Source organism: Mesorhizobium sp. P160927, assembly GCF_057766385.1.
In genome coordinates, this window is sequence record NZ_JBYMDW010000001.1 from 726,336 (window position 1) to 747,010 (window position 20,675).

Below are 20,675 nucleotides of genomic sequence, written 5' to 3' on the forward strand. Positions count from 1 at the left end.
CTGCCGGCACCTTCTCCCCGTATAGTGACGGGGAGAAGGGAGGACGGCCGCAACCCCGGCGCCACTCCTGTGGCCTTAAAGGTTGGCGAAGTCGTCGGTGACGGCGTCTTTCTCCCCGTCACTATACGGGGAGAAATGCCCGGCAGGGCAATGAGGGGCAGGGCAAACTTGAGATGGTTGTCCTGCAGGGGCTCCAATCCCGCCAATGTTCTCACTGCCGACGTTCACTGCCGGCGCCCTCCAGCGCCGGCAACCGGATGACGTCAGGCCAGTTCCACCGTCCGTCCCAGCTCGATGCTCTGTTCGGCCGCGAGCACGATGCGCAGGCTGTTGACCGCGGCATCCATCTGCTCGGTCAGATCGAGGTCCTCGCTTATGGCGCGCAGGAAGAACGCCTGCTCGCGGTCGCACAGTTCCTGGTGGCCGGGCTCGTCCTCCATGCTGACGATCTCGTCGGGCTTTTTGAAATTCTTGTCGCCGTCGACGGCGGCATAATGGATCTTCAGCGCGTCGGTCTTGGTGTGGCGGTCGATGTCGGCGGAGTTCGACACTTCGGCCAACTCGGCCGCGCTGCTCGCCTGCTGGCCGGCGACGATCGAGACCGCGCCTTTCGGGCCGACGACATCCTTCACGAAATAGGCCGTCTCGCTCATCATCGGGCCCCAGCCGGCCTCGTACCAGCCGACCGAACCGTCATCGAAGGTGACATGCAGATGGCCGTAATTCTGCTTGTCGGCTTCGGCCCACAGTTTGGCGCCGATGCCATGCACGCGTACCGGCTTGGCGCCGGTCAGCTGGCACATGACGTCGACATAATGCACGCCGCAATCGACGATCGGGATCAGCGAATCGATCAGGTTCTTGTGCCAGTGCCAGGCGCTGCCGCTGCTTTGCTGGTTGAGGTTGAGCCGCATGACCAACGGCTTGCCCAGCGTCTTGCCGACCTCTATGAACTTGATCCACGAGGGGTGGACGCGCAGGATGTAGCCGAGCACCAGCTTGCGGTTTTTCGCCCGCGCGGCCGCCACCACCTTTTCGGCGTCCTCGATGTTGGTGGCCAAAGGCTTTTCCATGAACACGTGGCAGTTCGCCGCGATCGCCTTCAGCGCGTATTGGGCATGCGTGTTTGGCCAGCTGTTGATCGAGACCGCGTCGGGCTTGGTCTCCTTCAGCGCCAGATCGAAATCCTCGTAGAGCGGATAACCGGCGAGTTCGGCCGGGATTTTCGTGTTGCTCTTGATCGAGCGGCTCATGATGCCGACGATCTCAAACCCCTCCGAGCGGTGATAGGCGCTGGCGTGCGACGCACCCATATTGCCGAGACCCACCACCAGTACTTTTACCTTGTCGGCCATGTCAGCCTCCCGAATTCTTGATTGGATCGTGTGGGCGGCGCGCTGCCGCCCTTGTTGGTCATCCCGCGTTTGCGCTGCCCCTCATCCGCCTGCCGGCACCTTCTCCCCGTATAGAGGCGGGGAGAAGGGAGCTTGCCGCAACCTCCGCGCCCTTCTGGAAACCTTGGAGATGGGCGAAACCATTGACGACAGCATCTTTCTCCCCGTCGCTATACGGGGAGAAATGCCCGGCAGGGCAATGAGGGGCGCAGCCGCCATCGACAGATCTCGGATGCGATTTGCGCAGCCCTACTTCACCGCCGAATCGAACAGGTGCGCCTTGATCTTGTCGACATCGAGCGCGGCAAAGCCTTCCGACAGTTTGACGCCGTCGGCGTCGGCCTTGACCTTGGCCTTGTCGAAGTCGTTGGCGGCCGGGATCAGGTCGTTGCTGCAGACATCCTCGGCCTTCACCGGGTTGGTGATCTGGCCGATCTTGTGGATCTCGTCGAAGAAGCCCTGCCAGCTCGCCATGTCGTGAGAGCCCCAGCCGCCGCGCTTGTCCATGTCGCCGCGGAAGACGTTGATCTGCTGCAGGATCGAGGTGGTGCCGAGCTCCGGTCCGAGGTTCTTGGCCAGCGTCGGGAACTGCTCGAATACCGCTTCAACCGCCGCGCGTGGATTTTGATATCCAAACTCAAGGCCCATCGCCCAGCCGCGCAGATACTTTTCCAGGAACGCCTTCTTGTCGGGGTCCTCGAGGTCGGCGGCGCGCACGACGAAGGTGTTGGCCGGCAGCTTCGAGTTCTTCACGCCGAGCCAGTATTCGAAGTCGAGACCCTTGGCGATCCATTCGGCGCGCAGCCCTTCCCATGACAGCGCCGCGTCGCCCTGGCCGCCCGCAAGCGCGGTGCCCCAAGTCGGCCAGCCGGCCTCTACATATTTGACCTTCTTGATATCGACGCCTTGCGCGGCAAGCAGCGGATCGGTGATCGACTGCCAGGCGGCGGAGCCGAGCAGGATGGTCTTGCCTTCGAGCTTCTTCAGATCGTTCGAGCCCTCGCCCTTGCGGAAGGCAATGCTGAACGTGTCGCGCGCGCCCATGTGGAACACCGACTTCAGCTTCATGCCGTTCTGAATGGCGAAGGAAAACACGCCGGGCGAAGGAAAGCCCATATCGGCCTGGCCGACATCGACGAACTTCACCGTCGCCGTGCCGTCGGACGGTCCCGGCTGCATGTCGGTGTCCAGCCCGTCGAAATAGCCGGCCTTCTTGGCCGCCCAGTAGGGATAGTCGTCGAGCACTTCGAGCGTGCCGCGCGGCGAGATCCAGGTGAACTTTCCATAGGCCTCGGCCCTCGCCATGAGTCCGGTGGCGCCGAGCGCGGTCGCCGTCACCAGCCCGGCGCCGGTCACCTGCAGGAAGGTGCGGCGGGTCATTCCCGCCTGTTGGATGAGATTGTCCTTGGTCATGGCACTCCCCTTTTGTTGATTGTTGGTCTGCCGCCCGCCTCCGGGCGTGCTCATTGCCTTCGCTTCAAGCCTCCCAGCTCGCCCATTTCTTGCCGATGAGGAAGAACAGCACGTAGATCAGAATGCCGAGCATCGACAGGATCAGCACCACGGCGAAGAATTGCGGCATCTGGATCATCGACGAATAGGTGGTGAGCCGGTTGCCGAGGCCGAAGCCACCGCCGACCATCTCGGCGCCGACGGCGGTGAGCAGGCCGAAGATGGCGCCGATCATCAGCCCGACCAGGATCATCGGCAGCGCCATCGGCGCGCGGATTTTCCAGAATATCTGTAAGGTGCTGGCGCCATAGGACCGCGCCAGCGCGATCTTGGCGCTGTCGACGCGACGAAAGCCGGTGGCGGCATTGATCATCACCATCGGCCCGGCGGCCAGCGCCACCGCGATGATGCGCGGCGTGTAGCCGAAACCGAAACGCAGGATGAGCAACGGCACCAGCGCCAGCATGGGCGTGGTGACCAACAGCAATATATACGGCGCGACGATCTTTTCCGCGAACGGGAACTGGGTGATGACGGCGGCCAGCATAAGACCGACGGCGGCGCCGACGGCAAAGCCGGACACCAGCTCGACCAGCGTATAGCCGAGATGCGGCGCGATCAGCGGAAACTCGTCGAACAGGGCATACGCGATCGAGCTCGGCGGCGGCATGATGTAGAGCGGCACATGGAACAGCCGCAGCGCCAGTTCGATGCCGCCGATGATGATGACGGCGACGGCGAGGATGGCCGCCACCTCCTTGCCCGACTTGATGCCCGGGCCGCTGGCGAAGGCCGAGAGGTTGGTCAGGCTGACGTCTTGCCCATCACCTGATTTCGCCTTCGAAAATTCGGGAATGGCGTCGCTCATGGCCTGATCCTCACGATCTCGGCGCTCGGTCGCTCCAGCGCCTTCGGTCTGGTGCGCTCTCCGACAATGTCCATCTTGATCCGGTTGGTGAGGTCGAACACCTCCTTCGTCGCCATGATTTCCAGGGAGCGCGGCCGCGGGAACGGCACGCGGTATTCCTTGGCGACGCGGCCCGGCCGCGCGCTCAGCACCACGACGCGGTCGGAGAGGAAAATCGCTTCCTCGATTGAGTGGGTGATGAAGACGATGGTGGTCTTGGTGTCGAGCCAGATCTCCTCGACCAGCCGGTTCATCTCCTCGCGGGTAAAACTGTCGAGCGCGCCGAACGGCTCGTCCATCAAAAGCACCGACGGTTTCAGCGCCAGCGCCCGCACGATCGCCGCACGCTGCTGCATGCCGCCCGAAAGCTCGCGCGGGAACTTGCCGCCGAAACCGTCGAGGCCGACGCGGTTCAGGAGATGCGCGATCCAGGCGCGGTCCGGTTTTTCGCCCTTGATCTCGAAGGGGAAGCGGATGTTGGCGTCGAGATTGCGCCAGGGCAGGAGGTTGGCTTCCTGGAAAACGATGCCGATATCGGGATGCGGCCCGGAAATCTCTTTGCCGTCGAGCTTGATCGCGCCGCTTGTCAGGCCGTGCAGCCCCGACATCGACCACAACAGCGTGGTCTTGCCGCAACCGGACGGGCCGACGATTGAGACGATTTCATTGGCTCTGACGTCGAGGCTGCAGCGGTCCAGCGCCAAGAGGTCGCCGGACGCCGTGTGATAGATCTTGGTCGCTGCCTGCACGCCAAGCTTCGGCGTTGTTATCTCGCCCGCGTTCATCCGCCCCTCGGAGATTGCGTGATGATCCAATGGTCATCAGACTGCCAGAAATCAGTGTGTAACTATCCTACTTTGCTGTCAAGCGTCGACGATGGCAAGCGTGGTACGAGAATCGCTGGCCTGGTATAACTATCTGTTTTGATGTGGTATTCTTTGCCTTGAAATCCGTGTTGCTTTCCTACATGATTTGTCAGACGCACACGCAGCTGCCCTGGCGGCACGCATCGGTTGCAGCGGTGCCGTGCGCATGGAACGACAGCGTGCGAACATGATAAGAGGTCAGGTCGAAAACGGGGTAGGGAACACCGCCTTCATGACCGAAGCTGCCAGCCATACGATCGCGGACGAAGAGGGAGCCGGGGGCGAACCCGTCCGGCGCATTCCCGACATCATCTCACTGGTCAAGGATTCCTACGGCGAATTGCGCCCGGCCGAACGCCGCGTCGCCGATGTCGTGCTCGAAAATGTCAAATATGCCGTCGACGCTTCCAACGCGGCGCTGGCCCAGCGAGCCGGGGTCAGCGAACCGACGGTGACCCGGTTCTGCCGGGCCATAGGCTGCGAGGGCGTGCGCGATTTCAAGCTGAAGCTGGCGCAGAGCCTCGTCGTCGGCGCACTCTACCTGGACACGTCGCCGGCCAGGGAGGGAGACGCCGCCATGCCGTTCTGGAACGCGGTGTTCGGCGAAGCGCGCCGGGCGCTGCAGGAAGCCGAGCGGCAGCTCGATCCGGGTGAGCTGGAAAAAGCCGCCGAGCTGATCGCCCGGGCCCGCCAGGTCACCGTATTCGGGCTCGGCGGCAGCTCTTCGGCGCTGGCGCAGGAAACTCAGTACCGGCTGTTTCGCTATGGCATCTCGATCAGCGCCCAGTGCGACCCCTATTTGATGCGCATGACCGCCTCGACGCTGAAGCCCGGCGACCTGGTGGTCGCCATCTCGGCGACCGGGCGCACGCGCGAGGTGATCGAGGCGGTCGAACTCGCCAAGCACTATCGCGCCAACGCGATCGCCGTGACGGCACCCGATACCGAGCTCGCCCGCGCCTGCGACGTCAAGCTGACGGTTGCCGTGCCCGAATATCCCGACACGCTGAAGCCGACGGCCTCGCGCTTCGCCTTCCTGGCGATGATCGACCTCCTGGCGGTGGCCTCGGCCTACAAGCTCGACGGCCCGGCCCGCGAGACCGTGCGCCGCATCAAATACAACGCCCAGATCCACCGCACGGGCAAGGAAATGGAGCCGCTCGGGGATTAGGCAGGCGGATGAGGGGCAGCGCCGGGTTCAACAATTACCGTCCCAACTCAGGTTGGGCGGATGCAGCAAGAGGGAAGAAATGCTCGAAATGGCACCGACGAAACAGGCAGCCGCATGGCTCGCATCCCTGGCGCAAGCGCTCGAAGCCGGCGATGTTCCCGCCGCAAGCAACCTGTTCGTCGACGATTGCTATTGGCGCGACCTGCTGACCTTCACCTGGAACGTCACGACGATGGAAGGCCGCGAGGCCATCGCCGACATGCTGAAAGCGACGCTGGCGACGACCAAGCCTGCCGCGTGGCGGCTCACCGGCGAGGCGACCTCGGATGAAGGCACCATCGAGGCCTGGTTCACATTCGAAACGACGGCGGCCACGGGCGAAGGCATCATGCGGCTGCGCGACGGCCGCTGCCGTACCCTGTTCACGGCGATGACCGACTTGAAAGGGTTCGAGGAGCGCAAGGGCGCGGCGCGGCCGCTGGGCGTGCGCCACAAGGCGGACCCGGAACGCGAGACCTGGTCGGAAGCGCGGGCGCGCGAGGCGCGCGAACTCGGCGTAACGGCGCAGCCCTATTGCCTGGTCATCGGCGGCGGCCAGGGCGGCATCATGCTCGGAGCACGGCTGCGGCAGCTCGGCGTGCCCACCATCGTCATCGAGAAGAACGCACGGCCGGGCGATTCTTGGCGCAACCGCTACCGCACGCTCGTGCTGCACGATCCGGTCTGGTACGACCATCTGCCCTACATTCCATTCCCCGACAATTGGCCCGTCTTTACGCCCAAGGACAAGATGGGCGACTGGCTGGAAATGTACACGCGCGTCATGGAGCTGAATTACTGGGTCGCCACCAGATGCCTTAGCGCCAGCTTCGACGAGGCGGAGAAGGAATGGACCGTTGTGGTCGACCGCGTCGGGCAGCGCATCACGCTGAAGCCGAAGCACATCGTCTTCGCCACCGGCGCCTACGGTCCGCCGCGCAAGATCGACCTGCCGGGTATCGACCAGTTCAAAGGCGAGCTGCTGCACTCCAGCCAGTATGCCAGCGGCGAGAAATTCCGCGGCAAGAAAGTCGCCGTCATCGGCGCGGCCAGTTCCGGCCACGACGTCTGCGTCGACCTCTGGGAGAGCGGCGCCGACGTCACGATGATCCAGCGTTCGCCGACCACCGTGGTCAAGTCGGACACGCTGATGCAGGTCGGTTTCGAGATATTCTCCGAAGACGCGCTGACGCGCGGCATCACCACCGAGAAGGCCGACATGATCGTTGCCTCGACGCCCTTCGCGCTGGTGCCCAAGGGCCAGCGCGCGCTCTACGACGTCATCCGCGCGCGCGACGCCGAATTCTACGAGCGTCTCGCCGCCTCCGGCTTCGCGCTCGATTTCGGCGACGACGAAACCGGCCTGCTGATGAAGGCCTACCGCACCGGCTCCGGCTACTACATCGACGTCGGCGCCTCGGACCTGATCATCGACGGCAAGGTCGGTATCCGCGGCGGCGTCGCGATAAAATCGCTGACGGCGAAAGGCATCCTGTTCGAGGACGGCAGCGAGCTCGAGGCCGACGCCATCATCGCCTGCACCGGCTACCAGTCGATGAACGAAAATGTGGCGGCGCTCGTCTCGCGCGAGGTCGCCGACAAGGTCGGACCCTGCTGGGGCCTCGGCTCCGGTGTCAAGGGCGACCCCGGCCCCTGGCAAGGCGAATTGCGCAACATGTGGAAGCCGACGGCGCAGGAAGCACTGTGGTTCCACGGCGGCAACCTGGCGCTGTCGCGTTTTTACTCGAAATACGTGGCGCTGCAGATCAAGGCGCGGATGGAGGGTGTCGGGACGCCAGTCTACGGGAAGCCGAGCAATTCCTGACCGGGTAACGCAAGTAGCGGTGGGCACGCACTCGAAATTGCTTGCGAACTTTTCAGATAGGGTGAGTAGTCGCCCCTGTATGCCTGGCAATTCTGGGGGGAAGCCGGTGGGACTGTTGAGAGGGCTTCGCATAAAGCTGGGACTGAAGAAGGACCCGTTGCCGCCACTGCCAGGCGTCGAGATCGGTCGTCATACTTACGGCCTCAACAAGGAATCGTTCTTCAGTCCGCACAAGAACGTGCCGGTTCGCATAGGTTCGTTCTGCTCGGTTGGCCCGGGTGTTCTGTTCATCTGCGCGGCGAAGCATCGCCTCGACGCCGTGACCACCTATCCGATCCAGTTTGCGAACGGAAAAATCCGGAATGCGCCCGGCGACGAGGGCAACGGACCCATCACGGTCGGCCACGATGTCTGGATTGGCGCTCGCAGCATCATCCTTGGGGGTGTCACGGTCGGCAATGGCGCTGTGCTGGGCGCCGGCAGCATCGTCACCAGGGACGTCCCGCCCTATGCCATCGCGGTCGGCAATCCCGCTCGTATCATCCGGTACAGATTCGCGCCTGAAATTATTGAGCGTTTGCAGTCGTCGCAATGGTGGAACTGGAGTGACGATCTTATCCGCGAGCGCGTCGAGCTTTTGACGACAGTAGGCGCCGAGATTTTCGTCAACGCAGTGGATGCGGCGTACCCGTCCGATAGTCCTTCGACCGCTCACTGACTAACCGGCCTGGCTCAATCGTGGCTGTGGCCAAAGTGCCGGGCTGCGATATCGACATGGGTGTGCCGGGCATGCGCCTCGAAACCTTCGGTCTCGCCGACATCGTTTGCCGCCTCGTTCGGCCACCATGTGCCGCCGATGACGATGCCTTCCGACACCAGCCGCTGGTCCGTGACCAGCAATGCGCCGATCGCATCGACGAAGGTGAAGCGGCCCGACCGCTGGCGAAGCACGGCGACATCGCCGACGGTGCCGACCGCCAGCGTGCCGAGATCAGGCCTTGCGATCGCCCGCGCCGGCCCTTGCGTCGCCGCCCGCAGAACATCGACCAGCGGCATGCCGAGGGCCATCAGCTTCGACATGCAGACCAGTATGTCGAAGGCCGGCCCGTCGACGCAGTAGAGATGCACGTCGCTCGAGATGACGTCGGGCGCCAACCCTTCGGCCAGCATGGCGCGGGCGACCTCGAAGTCGAACGAACCCATGCCATGGCCGAGATCGAAGATAACGCCGCGCTCGCGCGCCAGCCGCATGTCGGGCCGCACCATGCCGGAGGCGAACACCGGCGCATTGGGGAAGGGCCGAAAACAATGTGTGAGGATGTCGCCCCGGCGCAGGCGCGGCAGCACTTCGGAGCGGCCGGGCGGCGGCTCGTCTATATGCGCCATCAGCGGCAGGCCGGCCTTGTCGGCGGCCTCCAGCGCCAGATCGACCGGCGCGATGCCGCTTGTGCCGCCGGCATGCTTGCCGGACCGCACCTTGACGCCGACGACGACGTCGGCGTGCTCGCGCACCGCCGCCACCACCTCGCGCGGCTCGCAGAGACGGAGATCGCTGCATTCGCCGACCGACACCGTCTGCGAGAAGCCGAAGATGCCGGCAAAGGAAATGTTGACATAGGCCAGGATGCGCACCTTCGAACGCTCCATGACATGGCGGCGGAAGCCGAGGAAATTGCCCGCGCCCGCGCTGCCGGCGTCGATGAAAGTGGTGGTGCCGCTCTTGGCGGCGAGCCTGTCGGCGTCGACACCGAGCGAAGTGCCGCCCCAGTAGACGTGGCTGTGCAGGTCGACCAGACCGGGCGCCACGATGCAACCCGTGGCGTCGATCACCTGGGCGGCGCTGGTCGCTGGAATGTCGGCGTCGATCGCGGCGACCCGGCCATTGGCGATGGCGACATCGCGCGGCACATCGACGCCGGCCGCCGGGTCGATCAGCCGTCCGCCCTTCACCAGGAGGTCGAATTGCATTTGTTGGAACCTCCGATTGGCCCAATTATCGTTTCAAGCCGGTCTGTAGGCGACGGCCTCGACTTCGATCTTGATGTCGATCATCAGCCGCGATTCGACCGTGGTGCGTGCCGGCGGATTTTTCGGGAAATGCCTGGCATAGACCGCGTTGAAAGCGCCGAAGTCGCGCGCGTCCTCGAGCCAGACGGTGGTCTTGACCACGTCGTCCAGGGTGCAGCCGGCGAGCGCCAATGCGGCCTTCACATTGGCGAGCACCTGCTCGGTCTGCTCCGTGATGCCGCCCTTGACCACGATGCCGTCGCCGCCAACCGGAACCTGGCCCGAGACAAAGACAAAATCGCCGGCCCGCACGGCGGGCGACAGCGGCACATGGGACGTTCCGAAAGTCTGCTTGGGCAAGGGACGGCCTCCTCCGATGACATGGCCGGACACCGAGGTGGCGGCTTTGGGACGAGATTTACCGCGATCGCGGCGTTCCCGATAGAGGCCCTTGTTGGAAAGCAACATTGTTCGAAATCCGTGTTGCTTTATTACAGAAGCGCTTGCATCGTGCGCGTTTGCCGGACGGGCTCGACGCCACGACGGATAGACGCCCTTGCGAAACCGGAGACCCTCGACAATGACCTTCGACAAGAACCCGTTCCCTTCCGGCGACGCCGACCGTCACGCGCTGTGGGAGATGCTGGTGCGGCGCGACATCGATGCCTTCATCGGCCAGGACTGGGCCATGGTCGAAAACGATTTCATCGCCGAAAGCTTCTTCGGCATGCATGCGCATTTCCTGGCCAATGCCGATGCCTGGCGGCTGCAATTCCCGCGGCTGGAGATTTACCGCGACGAGTGGCTGCGCCAGGCAAAGGAAACGGCGGCGACCAAATTCGCCGAGCCGCTGCGCGAGGCGCTGTTTCGCGTCACCAATCTGCGCGACATCGATGTCGACGGCGACCGCGCCGTGCTGCACAAGAAGTTCGACGGCAGCGTCGCCAAGGCGGATGGCAGCGTCGATCGGCTGAAGTGGCAGACATTGTACTTCTGCCGAAAGGTTGGCGCGAGCTGGAAGATAGCCGGCTTCGTCGGCTACATGCCTTATCCGCTGGGAAGCTAGTTTCGATTCCCATGAACGACGATCGACATTCGTGATGGCCGATCAGCCGCGCAAATTCCCGTGGCGAACTGCTCAGTACAGCGTGATGAAGGCCGGGAACAGCACGCCTGTCTCCCTGAAATACTCGATCAGCTCGATGGCCGGGAAGATGGCGAGGAAATAGAGCCCGTCGAAAAAGGTGCGCCTCAGTGCCCGGGTCGAGAACTGCAGCTCGTCATTGTCGTGGTAGAGTAGCGGGTTTGGCCAGAACCGGGGCGTCGCCTTGATGTAAGCGCCATAGACCGGGCCGAACTTGCCCAGGAGATATTCCGCCTCCTTGCGCGCCGTGACACGGAAGATCAGGAAGCTGGCGGCGCCGAGCGCGGCGGCGGCCACCAGCGAGCCGTAGAGCAGGCCGATGCCGACCGCGCCGACCGTCGAGAAGAAGTAGAGCGGGTTCTGGCTCATCGAGAATGGTCCCGTCGAGACCAGCTCTTCATTTTTCTTACCGCCGACATACAGGATGCTCCACAGCCGGCCGGCGACGCAGGCGAGCACTAGGCAGAAGCCGAAGAATTCGAGCGTTTCGTGGCCGTTGGAGCCTTCGCTGAGCGCCGGTTTGGTCAGGAACAGCAGCAGCACCGCCAGCGCCGCCGCGACCCGGATGAATATCAGCCGCTTGCGCTGATCGAAAGCCTGTGAAACCGGCTTGAGGGAAGCGTAGGTCATTTTCGTGTTTTCCTGGGCACTGGTGCAGGCCCGGCCATTGGGGCACGCCATTGATGGCGGATACAAGGCGCTTATCCTCTATCAGCGCATCGCGAGGCATTCGTAAAGGCCTTTTGCGTCGGCCACCGCATCCTTACGAATTTGTATGGCGCCGGACAGGCTGGTGAGAAGTCACTTCCCTATGGTTGGAATACCGGCCCGCCACCTCGGCGGCCGGCTTCGACCAGGTCAGGGAAAGGATGCTTTCATGAGAAAATTTGCACTTGCCGTCGCAGTGGGGACCTCGCCGTCTCGGCGTCGATTTCCTCCGTTTTCGCGGCCACCGCGCCTTGCGAGGAGACGTTGAAGACCCTTCGCGCCGCCGAGGCGCCAGCCAAGCTGAGCGCCGGCGACAAGGCCAAAGTTTCGGAACTGGAGACCAAGGGCATCGAGCGCTGCAATGCCGACGACGACAAGCGCGCCGACGACTTCTTCGCCCAGGCCATGAAGGTCATGGGCAAGTAACCTGACGCGGCCATCGAGGACATCAGCCATGCTCGCACCCCACACACACCCGAGCCGAAACAGGGTGCCGGACGTCACCCTCGACTTCTGGCTGGTCAAGCTGATGGCGGTGACCATGGGCGAGACGGCGGCCGACTATCTCGTCGTCAACCTCGGCCTCGGCCTGACCGTCACCTCGCTGATCATGACCGGCGTGCTGATCGTCGCCCTCGCCCTGCAATTCGCGCAAAAACGTTACGTGCCCTGGGCCTACTGGCTGGCGGTGGTGCTGATCAGCGTCGTCGGCACGCTGGTCACCGATAATCTCGTCGACAATTTCGGCGTGCGCCTGCAGACCACCACGATTGCCTTCTCGGTGATGCTGGCGGCGACATTCGCGGTCTGGTACGCGAGCGAACGGACGCTCTCGATCCACACCATCTTCACCACCAGGCGCGAAATCTTCTACTGGCTGGCGATCCTGTTCACCTTCTCGCTCGGCACCGCCGCCGGCGACCTCGTCGCCGAGACCTTCAACCTGGGCTATCTGACCACGGGGCTGCTGTTCGGCGGCGTCATCGCGCTCATCGCGCTCGCCTGGTATCTCTTCCATCTGGACGCCGTCCTGGCGTTCTGGCTCGCCTATATACTGACGCGTCCGCTTGGCGCCTCTTTCGGCGATTGGCTGTCACAGCCGGCCGAATATGGTGGCCTCGGTTTCGGCACCATTTTCACCAGCCTGATCTTCCTCGGCTGCATCATCGCGCTCGTTCTCTACATGACGCTGAAGACCACCCCCGACGATGCCGACGAGATTCTGCTGGAATCGGACTGAGCCGCCGGCGCGACCATCCTAGGAACGAACCCGAGCCGGTGATAGCCTGTCGCCGATACCGGCAGCCAGGGAACAGCGATGCGGCTACTTCTCGTCGAGGACGACCACAGGACGGCGGACTATATCGTGCGCGGCCTGACCGAGGCCGGCCATGTCTGCGACCTCCTGCGCAATGGCCATGACGGGCTTTTCGCCGCGACCAGCGGCGGCTACGACGTGATCGTCGCCGACCGGATGATCCCGGGCCTCGACGGTCTTTCGATGGTCAAGGCTGTCCGCGCCGCCGGCGTGCGCACGCCGGCGATCTTCCTCACTTCGGTCGGCGGCATAGACGACCGCGTCGAGGGGCTCGAGGCCGGCGGCGACGACTATCTGGTCAAGCCCTTCGCCTTTTCCGAGCTGCTTGCCCGCATCAACGCGCTCGGCCGACGGCCGGCCGCGCAGGAACAGAAGACCGTTCTGCGGGTCGCCGACCTCGAAATGGACCTCATCATGCGGCGCGTCGTCAGGCAGGGCCACCCAATTGACCTGCAGCCGAGGGAGTTCAGCCTGCTCGAGGTGCTGATGCGCGGCGAGGGCCGCGTCATCACCCGCACCATGCTGCTGGAACGCGTCTGGGATTTCCATTTCGATCCCAAGACCAGTGTCGTCGAAACCCATATCAGCCGATTGCGGACCAAGGTCGACAAGCCGTTCGGCACCCAGCTCATCCACACCATCCGCAACACCGGCTACAGCCTGCACGCGCCGCTCTCCCAGTGATCGCGACCCGATGACCGCGACCCGGACCCGCCTCCTGCGCAGCACGCCATTCCGGCTTGCCCTGACGTTCGCCTTCCTGTTCATGCTGGCCTTCGTGCTGTCCGGCGCCATCGTCTACCAGATGATGAGCGCCGACCTTGCCGAGCAGCTCGACGACACCATCAGCGAGACCTTTGCCGTCATCGCCGCGACCTATGCCGACAAGGATCTCAGGGAGTTGGTGGAGACGGTCGAAAACCACTCCGCGCGCAGCCCCAGGAAGGAGCAGCTCTTTTCGCTGACCGACGCGGCCGGCAGCCGTATTGCCGGGAACTTCACCGCGGCCGGGCTTCCCGATGGTTTCTCGATGTTCGGCGCCGAAATGCCGGGCCTGCCGCCGGACACCGAGTATCGCGCCTATTCCGGCTCGGTCGGCGCCAACACGCTGACCATCGCCTTCAGCCTCTCCGAGACCGAGGAACTGGAAACGATCATGCTGATGAGCTTCGGTTGGGCGACGCTGATCATCACCGGCCTGGCTGTCGCCGGCGGCGCCCTGCTCGCCTCGCGCGTCCAGCGCCGTCTCGACGGCATTGCCGCCACGATGGTCGACGTTTCGCATGGCCGCCTCGACACCCGCATCCCACTGACCGGCAAGGACGACGACATCGACATCGTCTCCGGCCAGATCAACGCGGCGCTCGACCGCCTGTCGGCGCTGGTCGAGGGCATGAAGCAGGTCAGCGCCGACATCGCGCATGATTTGAAGACGCCGCTGAACCGCCTGCAGATGATCCTGGAGAGCGCCGCCGACAAGGCCGCGCGGCGCCAGGACGTCTCCAACGATCTGGCTGACGCGCGCGGCGAGGGCCATCAGATCAATGAGACCTTCGACGCGCTGCTGCGCATCGCGCAGATCGAGGCCGGCGCGCGCAAGGCGCGCTTCACCGATGTCGCTCTCGGCGAGATCCTCGAGACCATCGCCGAAATCTACGCCGGTGTGGCCGAGGATGACGGCAAGGTGCTGTCATCGGTCGAGCTGCGTCAGACCGCCGACCGCATCCATGGCGATCCGGAACTGCTGACGCAGATGTTCGCCAACCTGGTCGAGAATGCGCTGCGCCATTGCCCGCCCGGCACATCCATCCAACTCTCGGTGACGCGCCGGGACGACCGCGTGCTTGCTGGCGTCGCCGACAATGGCCCCGGCATTCCCGCCGACGAGCGCGAAAAAGTGTTTCAGCGTCTCTACCGGCTGGACCACAGCCGATCGACGCCAGGCAGCGGCCTCGGCCTCAGCCTAGTCAGGGCCATTGCCGACCTGCACGGCGCGACCATCGCGCTGGAGGACTGCCGGCCCGGGCTGGGCGTGGCGGTGAGTTTTCCCTTGGTGATGGATTAGCCGACAAAATTACCGGTGCTGGCCAAACCAGCTTGAAAGTCCATTCAGCGGTCGATGCGCGTCGACAGGATGATCGACGACGATGTCCGCTCCACGCCCTCCATGGCGCCGATCTGGTCGAGCAGCGTGTCGAGGTCGCGGATCGACGGCGCGTCGACGATGACGATCATGTCGAAATTGCCGCTGACGGAGTGCAGCGTTCTGACCGGCGGCAGCGCCTGCAGGCTGCGCACCACCTTGTCAGCCAGCTTGGGCGTTACGGTGAGCAGCACATGCGCCCTGACCAGCCCCTGCTCATAGTCCGGCGCCAGCCGTGCGCCATAGCCGGTGATGATGCCGCGCTGCTCCAGCCGCTCGATTCGGCTTTGCACCGTCGTGCGCGACACGCCGAGCCGCCGCGCCAGTTCGGCCGTCGAGGCGCGCGCGTTGGCGCGCAGCAGCGAGAGCAGGGCCTGTTCGGCATCACTGAGCATTTCGACGAAATCCCTCGGCGGATCGGCAAAGGATTGGGTTCAGTTTGCAGAATTCCATGCTTCCTTTCGACAGGCAAGTTGCGATGATTTCCGCGAACACGGATCGCAGGGGAATTTGATCATGAACAAGATCGTTATCGTCGGGGCCGGCAAGATCGGCTCGACCATCGCCGAAATGCTTGCCGCGACGGGAGACTATCAGGTCACCCTCCTCGACCGCTCGGCGGCGCAGCTCGCCGCGGCGGAAGTCCCAGCCGGCGTGGAGACGCTGGAACTCGAAATCGCGGCGCCCGGTGCGCTTGAAGCAGCGCTCAACGGCAAGTTCGCGGTGCTGAGCGCCGCCCCCTTCCATCTCACCACGCGCATCGCCGAGGCGGCGGCCAGCGCCGGCGTGCATTATCTTGATCTCACCGAGGACGTCGTCTCGACCAGGCGGGTCAAGGAGCTGGCCCGTACCGCCAAGAGCGCCTTCATCCCGCAATGCGGGTTGGCGCCTGGCTTCATCTCGATCGTCGCCAATGATCTCGCCAGCCGCTTCGACACGCTGGAAAGCGTGCGCATGCGCGTCGGCGCGCTGCCGCAATACCCGTCCAACGCGCTGAACTACAATCTGACCTGGAGCACCGACGGCGTCATCAACGAATATTGCGAGCCTTGCGAGGCGATCGTCGAGGGTGAGCTGGTCGAAGTGCCGCCGCTGGAGGAGCGCGAGGAGTTTTCGCTCGACGGTGTCACCTATGAGGCGTTCAACACCTCCGGCGGCCTCGGCACGCTGGCCGAGACGCTGAAGGGCAAGGTACGCACGCTGAACTACCGCACCATCCGCTATCCCGGCCACGCAGCGATCATGAAGGCGCTGCTCAACGACCTTGGCCTGCGTCATCGCCGCGACGTGCTGAAGGATATTTTCGAAAGCGCCCTGCCGGCGACGCTGCAGGACGTGGTCATCGTCTTCGTCACCGTCTCCGGCCGCAGGAACGGCCGTCTGCTGCAGGAGACCTACGCCAACAAGATCTATTCCCGGCGCATCGGTCAAGAGGTGCGCAGCGCCATCCAGATCACCACCGCGTCCGGCATCTGCGCCGTGCTCGACATGCTGGCGGACGGATCGCTGCCGGCGACCGGCTTCGTCAAGCAGGAGGACATCGCACTCGATGCATTTCTGGCCAACCGTTTCGGCCGCGCCTACGCGCAGCATGACATGGTGAGCCGGCTTGCGGGGTGAGCGGCGTAGGGGCGCCGCCGTATCCTTCCAAGGGGTAGGCCCCACCGCCCGCTCAAATATGCAGGGCGTGCCCGAGCGCCTTGAGCGCAGCTTCCTGGAATCCTTCGCCTTGCGTAGGATGGGCATGGATGGTGCCAGCGACATCTTCCAGTCGTGCCCCCATCTCCAGTGCTAGGCCGAAAGCCGCCGACAGTTCCGACACGCCCTGCCCGACCGCCTGGATGCCGAGCACCAGGTGATTGTCGGCGCGCGCCACGACGCGGACGAAGCCGTCTTCGCCGAGCTTCGTCATGGCGCGGCCATTGGCGGCGAAGGGAAACAGGCCGATCTTGATCTCGCCGCCCTGCGCCTTGGCCTCTTCGGGCGACAGACCCGCCGTCACCAGCTCGGGATCGGTAAAGCAGACGGCCGGGATCGAGCGCTTGTCCCAGCTGCGCTTGTGGCCGGCGACGATCTCCGCGACCATTTCGCCTTGCGCCATCGCCCGGTGCGCCAGCATCGGCTCGCCGGTGACGTCGCCGATGGCGAAGACGCCGCGCATCGAGGTCCGGCACTGGTCGTCGATACGGATGAACTTTCCGGCCCTGTCGAGATCGATCTGGTCGAGCCCCCAGCCTTCCGTCACCGGCTTGCGGCCGACCGTCACCAGCACCTTGTCCGCGGCGACCTTGGTGCTCTTGCCGTCCGATGTCTCGACCAGCAGGGCATCGCCGTCTGTCGATAGCCCTTTGGCCTTGGCGCCCAGCATCACCTCGACGCCGAGCGCGGCAAGCCGCTTGACGACAGGCCGGGTCAGCTCCGCATCATATTGCGCCAGCACGCGCGGCAAGGCTTCAACCACGGTGACCCTGGAGCCCATCTTGGCGAAGGCCATGCCGAGTTCGAGCCCGATATAGCCGCCACCGACGACAGCGAGTTTCTTGGGAACCTCACTCAGGGCCAGCGCCTCCGTGGACGAGATCACAGGCCCGCCAAAGGGAAGAAAAGACAATTCGACCGGCGCCGAGCCGGTGGCGATCACGATCGTCTCGGCCCGGATCACCTGGCTTCCGGTCTCGGTCTCGACCTCGACGGTCTTGCCGTCGCGAAACCTCGCCCAGCCATGCACGGTCTTCACCCCGGCCTTCTTCAGCAGGCCGGCGACACCGCTGTTGAGCCGGCTGACGATGCCGTCCTTCCAGGCGATGGTCCTGGCCAGATCGAGCACCGGTGCGGTGACCGAAATACCGAGCGGGCTGTTGCCGCCGGCCATGTGCGACACCTTCTCGAATTCCTCCGCCGCGTGGATCAGCGCCTTGGACGGGATGCAGCCGACATTGAGGCAGGTGCCGCCGGGCTTCGCAGCCTCGACGATGACCGTATCGACGCCGAGCTGTCCCGCACGAATGGCGCAGACATAGCCGCCCGGACCGGCGCCGATGACGAGCAGCTTGCAGGAGATTTCCTTCATGTTGGCAGCGTCCTTCTGGTGAAAACTGCCGGTGACGCCCTCCCATCCGGCCTAGCGCTGCCCCTCTTCCGCCTACCGGCACCTTCTCCCCGTATAGTGACGGGGAGAAGCGAGCTGGCCGCAACGCCGGCCTTCTCTTTGCAACGCTGGTGATTGGCGAAACCCTCGATGACAACGTCTTTCTCCCCGTCACTATACGGGCAGAAATGCCCGGCAGGGCAATGAGGGGCAGCGCGGCGCTCAATGTAAAGCGACTGGGAAACACGCTGAGAACGCATTAAATAATCCTCAATCCACGAATATCAGCGCCGGCGTCTCCAGCAGCGCCTTGATCCGCTGGATGAACACCGCCGCGTCCCAGCCGTCGATGACGCGGTGGTCGAAGCTCGACGACAGGTTCATCATCTTGCGCGGAATGAACCCCGTGCCGTCCCAAACCGGCCGCACCATCATCTTGTTGACGCCGACGATCGCCACTTCGGGGTGGTTGATCACGGGCGTCGTCGCCATACCCCCCATGGCGCCGAGCGAGGTGATGGTGATGGTCGAGCCGGACAGCTCGTCACGTGTCGCCGTTCCCGACTTCGCAGCCTCGGCCAGCCTGGCGACCTCGGCGGCACAGTCCCAGACGTCGCGCGCCTCGGCATGCTTGACGACAGGCACCACCAGTCCCGACGGAGTCTGCGCGGCAATGCCGATATGGATGCCGCCATGCTGGTGGATGATGCCGGCCTCGTCGTCGAACAGGGAATTGAGCTGGGGCTGGTCCGCGATCGCCTTGACCATGGCCCGCATCAGGAATGGCAGCAAGGTCAGCTTCGGCCTCTCCGCGCCTCCCTTGGCACGCTTTTCATTGTTGAGCGCGGCGCGCAGTTCCTCGAGCGCCGTGACGTCGATCTCCTCGACATAGGTGATGTGCGGGATACGCGACTTCGACAGCGTCATCTTCTCGGCGATCTTGCGCCGCAAGCCGACCAGCTTGATGTCCTCGACCGCATCGTTGCGGGCGGGGCCGGGTGCCCTGGCCGCTTGCGGGCCGCGCGCCAGGAAGGCCTCGATGTCTTCATGGCCGATGCGACCGGCCGGGCCGCTGCCTGAAACTTGCCTGAGGTCGATGCCCGTCTCTTTCGCCCGCAGGCGAACGGCGGGCGAGGCCAGCGGCTTTTCGCCTTCCGGACGCGGCGCGCCCGAAGCCGAGGAGCGTGTCACGGTTTTCGGCGCCGACGACGACGATGCCGATTTCGCCGGTGTCTCGGCGGGCTTTGCCGGCTTGGGTGGCGAGGCGGCTTCGGGCTTCGGGCTCGGCAGCCTGGCGGGCGGCTCCACCCCGGTCGCCGGTTCAGCCACTTTGCCGGCTTTCATATTGCCCTCGCCCGCTACTTTCAGCCGCACGATGGGCGAACCGATCGCCACCGTGTCGCCGATCTCGGCGCCCAGCCACAGGATCTCGCCATCGACGGGCGACGGGATTTCGACCGTCGCCTTGTCGGTCATCACGGCGGCGAGCACCGTGTCCTCGCGCACGATGTCGCCGATCTTCACATGCCATTCGACGAGCTCGGCCTCGGCGACACCCTCGCCGACATCGGGCAGCTTGATGATGTGCTCGCCCATGTCAGGCCTCCATGGTTTCAAGCAAGGCGCGGCCGACACGCGCGGGACCGGGAAAATACTCCCACTCCTGCGCATGCGGATAAGGCGTGTCCCAGCCGGCGACGCGGGCCACAGGCGCCTCCAGGTGGTAAAAGCAGTTTTCCTGCACCAGCGCCGAAAGCTCGGCGCCGAAACCCGAGGTCAGCGTCGCCTCGTGCACGACGACGCAGCGGCCGGTCTTCTTGACCGAAGCCACGATCGTGTCGAGATCGAGCGGCAGCAGCGTCCTGAGATCGATGATTTCGGCGTCGATGCCGGTCTCCTCGGCCGCCGCCTGGGCGACATAAACCATGGTGCCGTAGGCGAGCACCGTGACTGCCCCGCCCGCCCTGCGGATGGCGGCCTTGCCGAGCGGCACGGTGTAATGGCCGTCGGCGACTTCGCCGAGCTCATGCTTCGACCACGGCGTCACCGGCCGGTCATGATGGCCGTCGAACGGGCCGTTGTAGAGCCGCTTCGGCTCCAGGAAAATCACCGGGTCGGGATCCTCGATCGCCGCGATCAGCAGCCCCTTGGCGTCATGCGGATTGGACGGAACCACCGTCTTCAGGCCCGACACATGGGTGAACAAGGCTTCCGGGCTCTGGCTGTGCGTCTGGCCCCCGAAAATGCCGCCGCCGGTCGGCATGCGGACCACGATCGGGCAGGTGAAATCGCCGTTCGAGCGGTAGCGCAGCCTCGCCGCTTCCTGCGTCAGCTGGTCGTAGGCCGGATACATGTAGTCGGCAAACTGAATTTCCACACAGGGCTTCAAACCGTAGGCGGCCATGCCGATGGCCGAGCCGACAATGCCGGATTCGTTGATCGGCGCGTCGAAGCAACGGCTCTTGCCGTATTTGGCCTGCAGCCCGTGCGTGAGGCGAAAAACGCCGCCGAAGAAGCCGACATCCTCGCCGAACACGACGACTTTGTCGTCGCGCTCCATCGACACGTCCATGGCGTCGCGAATGGCCTCGATCATGGTCCGTCTTGGCATGG

Annotated in this window: 20 protein-coding genes; 9 read left to right on the top strand and 11 right to left on the bottom strand. The window is 64.3% G+C overall.

Features of this window, described 5'->3' with window-relative positions; translation table 11 throughout:
- Positions 1–263: 263 nt before the first annotated feature.
- The 4 genes from AC3CB8_RS03725 to AC3CB8_RS03740 all read right to left on the bottom strand — a co-directional run bounded on the left by AC3CB8_RS03725 (position 264) and on the right by AC3CB8_RS03740 (position 4,538).
- Positions 264–1,355, bottom strand: a complete 1,092-nt coding sequence (locus AC3CB8_RS03725; protein ID WP_023771914.1) for a Gfo/Idh/MocA family protein — start codon at positions 1,353–1,355, stop codon at positions 264–266.
- A gap of 288 nt (positions 1,356–1,643) precedes the next feature.
- On the bottom strand, positions 1,644–2,807 hold the full coding sequence (locus tag AC3CB8_RS03730) for an ABC transporter substrate-binding protein (RefSeq protein ID WP_352563467.1): 1,164 nt from the start codon (positions 2,805–2,807) through the stop codon (positions 1,644–1,646).
- 64 nt (positions 2,808–2,871) lie between these two features.
- Positions 2,872–3,714, bottom strand: a complete 843-nt coding sequence (locus AC3CB8_RS03735; RefSeq protein WP_352563466.1) for an ABC transporter permease — start codon at positions 3,712–3,714, stop codon at positions 2,872–2,874.
- Positions 3,711–4,538, bottom strand: coding sequence for an ABC transporter ATP-binding protein (locus tag AC3CB8_RS03740; protein ID WP_023771917.1), 828 nt, complete (start codon positions 4,536–4,538; stop codon positions 3,711–3,713). The genes AC3CB8_RS03735 and AC3CB8_RS03740 overlap by 4 nt, the downstream gene beginning before the upstream one ends.
- Before the next feature lie 313 nt (positions 4,539–4,851).
- Here AC3CB8_RS03740 and AC3CB8_RS03745 point away from each other — a divergent pair, with 313 nt between their 5' ends.
- The 3 genes from AC3CB8_RS03745 to AC3CB8_RS03755 all read left to right on the top strand — a co-directional run bounded on the left by AC3CB8_RS03745 (position 4,852) and on the right by AC3CB8_RS03755 (position 8,372).
- A complete protein-coding gene (locus tag AC3CB8_RS03745) occupies positions 4,852–5,790 on the top strand; it encodes a MurR/RpiR family transcriptional regulator (protein ID WP_352553656.1) in 939 nt (312 codons plus the stop codon).
- A gap of 79 nt (positions 5,791–5,869) precedes the next feature.
- Positions 5,870–7,654 carry an NAD(P)/FAD-dependent oxidoreductase gene (locus AC3CB8_RS03750; protein WP_023771919.1) on the top strand — a complete coding sequence of 595 codons (1,785 nt, stop codon included), beginning with the start codon at positions 5,870–5,872 and terminating at the stop codon, positions 7,652–7,654.
- Positions 7,655–7,811: 157 nt separating this feature from the next.
- The gene (locus AC3CB8_RS03755) at positions 7,812–8,372 is read left to right on the top strand and encodes a CatB-related O-acetyltransferase (RefSeq protein WP_352563465.1); all 561 of its coding nucleotides are present in this window, start codon (positions 7,812–7,814) and stop codon (positions 8,370–8,372) included.
- 14 nt (positions 8,373–8,386) lie between these two features.
- Here the strand turns inward: AC3CB8_RS03755 and AC3CB8_RS03760 are convergent, their stop codons facing one another.
- Both AC3CB8_RS03760 and AC3CB8_RS03765 read right to left on the bottom strand, forming a co-directional pair.
- The gene (locus AC3CB8_RS03760) at positions 8,387–9,622 is read right to left on the bottom strand and encodes an amidohydrolase/deacetylase family metallohydrolase (RefSeq protein ID WP_352563464.1); all 1,236 of its coding nucleotides are present in this window, start codon (positions 9,620–9,622) and stop codon (positions 8,387–8,389) included.
- Positions 9,623–9,655: 33 nt separating this feature from the next.
- Positions 9,656–10,021 carry a RidA family protein gene (locus tag AC3CB8_RS03765; RefSeq protein WP_023782057.1) on the bottom strand — a complete coding sequence of 122 codons (366 nt, stop codon included), beginning with the start codon at positions 10,019–10,021 and terminating at the stop codon, positions 9,656–9,658.
- Between the two features lie 220 nt (positions 10,022–10,241).
- On the opposite strand from AC3CB8_RS03765, the gene AC3CB8_RS03770 reads away from it, so the two are divergent.
- Entirely contained in the window at positions 10,242–10,727 is a 486-nt protein-coding gene (locus tag AC3CB8_RS03770; protein ID WP_140788985.1) for a hypothetical protein, read from the top strand.
- A 72-nt stretch (positions 10,728–10,799) separates the two neighbouring features.
- Here the strand turns inward: AC3CB8_RS03770 and AC3CB8_RS03775 are convergent, their stop codons facing one another.
- On the bottom strand, positions 10,800–11,435 hold the full coding sequence (locus AC3CB8_RS03775) for a methyltransferase family protein (protein ID WP_023782055.1): 636 nt from the start codon (positions 11,433–11,435) through the stop codon (positions 10,800–10,802).
- Between the two features lie 342 nt (positions 11,436–11,777).
- On the opposite strand from AC3CB8_RS03775, the gene AC3CB8_RS03780 reads away from it, so the two are divergent.
- From AC3CB8_RS03780 to AC3CB8_RS03795, 4 genes are all read left to right on the top strand, one after another.
- Positions 11,778–11,939 (top strand): hypothetical protein, encoded by a 162-nt coding sequence (locus AC3CB8_RS03780; RefSeq protein ID WP_352563463.1) that lies wholly within the window; start codon positions 11,778–11,780, stop codon positions 11,937–11,939.
- A gap of 28 nt (positions 11,940–11,967) precedes the next feature.
- Complete coding sequence (locus tag AC3CB8_RS03785; protein WP_352563462.1) at positions 11,968–12,753, top strand: COG4705 family protein; 786 nt, start codon at positions 11,968–11,970, stop codon at positions 12,751–12,753.
- Between the two features lie 78 nt (positions 12,754–12,831).
- Positions 12,832–13,515, top strand: coding sequence for a winged helix-turn-helix domain-containing protein (locus AC3CB8_RS03790; protein WP_352574912.1), 684 nt, complete (start codon positions 12,832–12,834; stop codon positions 13,513–13,515).
- A 10-nt stretch (positions 13,516–13,525) separates the two neighbouring features.
- Entirely contained in the window at positions 13,526–14,896 is a 1,371-nt protein-coding gene (locus tag AC3CB8_RS03795) for a sensor histidine kinase (RefSeq protein WP_023771927.1), read from the top strand.
- A gap of 44 nt (positions 14,897–14,940) precedes the next feature.
- Here AC3CB8_RS03795 and AC3CB8_RS03800 read toward each other — a convergent pair whose 3' ends face one another.
- Positions 14,941–15,369 (bottom strand): Lrp/AsnC family transcriptional regulator, encoded by a 429-nt coding sequence (locus tag AC3CB8_RS03800; RefSeq protein WP_023771928.1) that lies wholly within the window; start codon positions 15,367–15,369, stop codon positions 14,941–14,943.
- A gap of 121 nt (positions 15,370–15,490) precedes the next feature.
- Here AC3CB8_RS03800 and AC3CB8_RS03805 point away from each other — a divergent pair, with 121 nt between their 5' ends.
- A complete protein-coding gene (locus AC3CB8_RS03805; protein WP_352563460.1) occupies positions 15,491–16,594 on the top strand; it encodes a saccharopine dehydrogenase family protein in 1,104 nt (367 codons plus the stop codon).
- Between the two features lie 52 nt (positions 16,595–16,646).
- On the opposite strand, the gene lpdA is transcribed toward AC3CB8_RS03805, so the two are convergent.
- The 3 genes from lpdA to AC3CB8_RS03820 all read right to left on the bottom strand — a co-directional run bounded on the left by lpdA (position 16,647) and on the right by AC3CB8_RS03820 (position 20,673).
- Positions 16,647–18,044 (bottom strand): dihydrolipoyl dehydrogenase, encoded by a 1,398-nt coding sequence (gene lpdA / locus AC3CB8_RS03810; protein ID WP_352563459.1) that lies wholly within the window; start codon positions 18,042–18,044, stop codon positions 16,647–16,649.
- 288 nt (positions 18,045–18,332) lie between these two features.
- A complete protein-coding gene (locus AC3CB8_RS03815; protein ID WP_352563457.1) occupies positions 18,333–19,658 on the bottom strand; it encodes a dihydrolipoamide acetyltransferase family protein in 1,326 nt (441 codons plus the stop codon).
- Position 19,659: 1 nt separating this feature from the next.
- Positions 19,660–20,673, bottom strand: coding sequence for an alpha-ketoacid dehydrogenase subunit beta (locus tag AC3CB8_RS03820; protein WP_352563456.1), 1,014 nt, complete (start codon positions 20,671–20,673; stop codon positions 19,660–19,662).
- Positions 20,674–20,675 lie beyond the last annotated feature (2 nt).

Coding starts and splice junctions, on each gene's coding strand:
- AC3CB8_RS03740 (WP_023771917.1), bottom strand. CDS start 4,538: ATGAACGCGGGCGAGATAACAACGCCGAAGCTTGGCGTGCAGGCAGCG.
- AC3CB8_RS03760 (WP_352563464.1), bottom strand. CDS start 9,622: ATGCAATTCGACCTCCTGGTGAAGGGCGGACGGCTGATCGACCCGGCG.
- AC3CB8_RS03815 (WP_352563457.1), bottom strand. CDS start 19,658: ATGGGCGAGCACATCATCAAGCTGCCCGATGTCGGCGAGGGTGTCGCC.
- AC3CB8_RS03820 (WP_352563456.1), bottom strand. CDS start 20,673: ATGCCAAGACGGACCATGATCGAGGCCATTCGCGACGCCATGGACGTG.
- AC3CB8_RS03750 (WP_023771919.1), top strand. CDS start 5,870: ATGCTCGAAATGGCACCGACGAAACAGGCAGCCGCATGGCTCGCATCC.
- AC3CB8_RS03745 (WP_352553656.1), top strand. CDS start 4,852: ATGACCGAAGCTGCCAGCCATACGATCGCGGACGAAGAGGGAGCCGGG.
- AC3CB8_RS03735 (WP_352563466.1), bottom strand. CDS start 3,714: ATGAGCGACGCCATTCCCGAATTTTCGAAGGCGAAATCAGGTGATGGG.
- AC3CB8_RS03785 (WP_352563462.1), top strand. CDS start 11,968: ATGCTCGCACCCCACACACACCCGAGCCGAAACAGGGTGCCGGACGTC.
- AC3CB8_RS03800 (WP_023771928.1), bottom strand. CDS start 15,369: ATGCTCAGTGATGCCGAACAGGCCCTGCTCTCGCTGCTGCGCGCCAAC.
- AC3CB8_RS03790 (WP_352574912.1), top strand. CDS start 12,832: ATGCGGCTACTTCTCGTCGAGGACGACCACAGGACGGCGGACTATATC.
- AC3CB8_RS03775 (WP_023782055.1), bottom strand. CDS start 11,435: ATGACCTACGCTTCCCTCAAGCCGGTTTCACAGGCTTTCGATCAGCGC.
- AC3CB8_RS03805 (WP_352563460.1), top strand. CDS start 15,491: ATGAACAAGATCGTTATCGTCGGGGCCGGCAAGATCGGCTCGACCATC.
- AC3CB8_RS03795 (WP_023771927.1), top strand. CDS start 13,526: ATGACCGCGACCCGGACCCGCCTCCTGCGCAGCACGCCATTCCGGCTT.
- AC3CB8_RS03730 (WP_352563467.1), bottom strand. CDS start 2,807: ATGACCAAGGACAATCTCATCCAACAGGCGGGAATGACCCGCCGCACC.
- AC3CB8_RS03725 (WP_023771914.1), bottom strand. CDS start 1,355: ATGGCCGACAAGGTAAAAGTACTGGTGGTGGGTCTCGGCAATATGGGT.
- lpdA (WP_352563459.1), bottom strand. CDS start 18,044: ATGAAGGAAATCTCCTGCAAGCTGCTCGTCATCGGCGCCGGTCCGGGC.
- AC3CB8_RS03770 (WP_140788985.1), top strand. CDS start 10,242: ATGACCTTCGACAAGAACCCGTTCCCTTCCGGCGACGCCGACCGTCAC.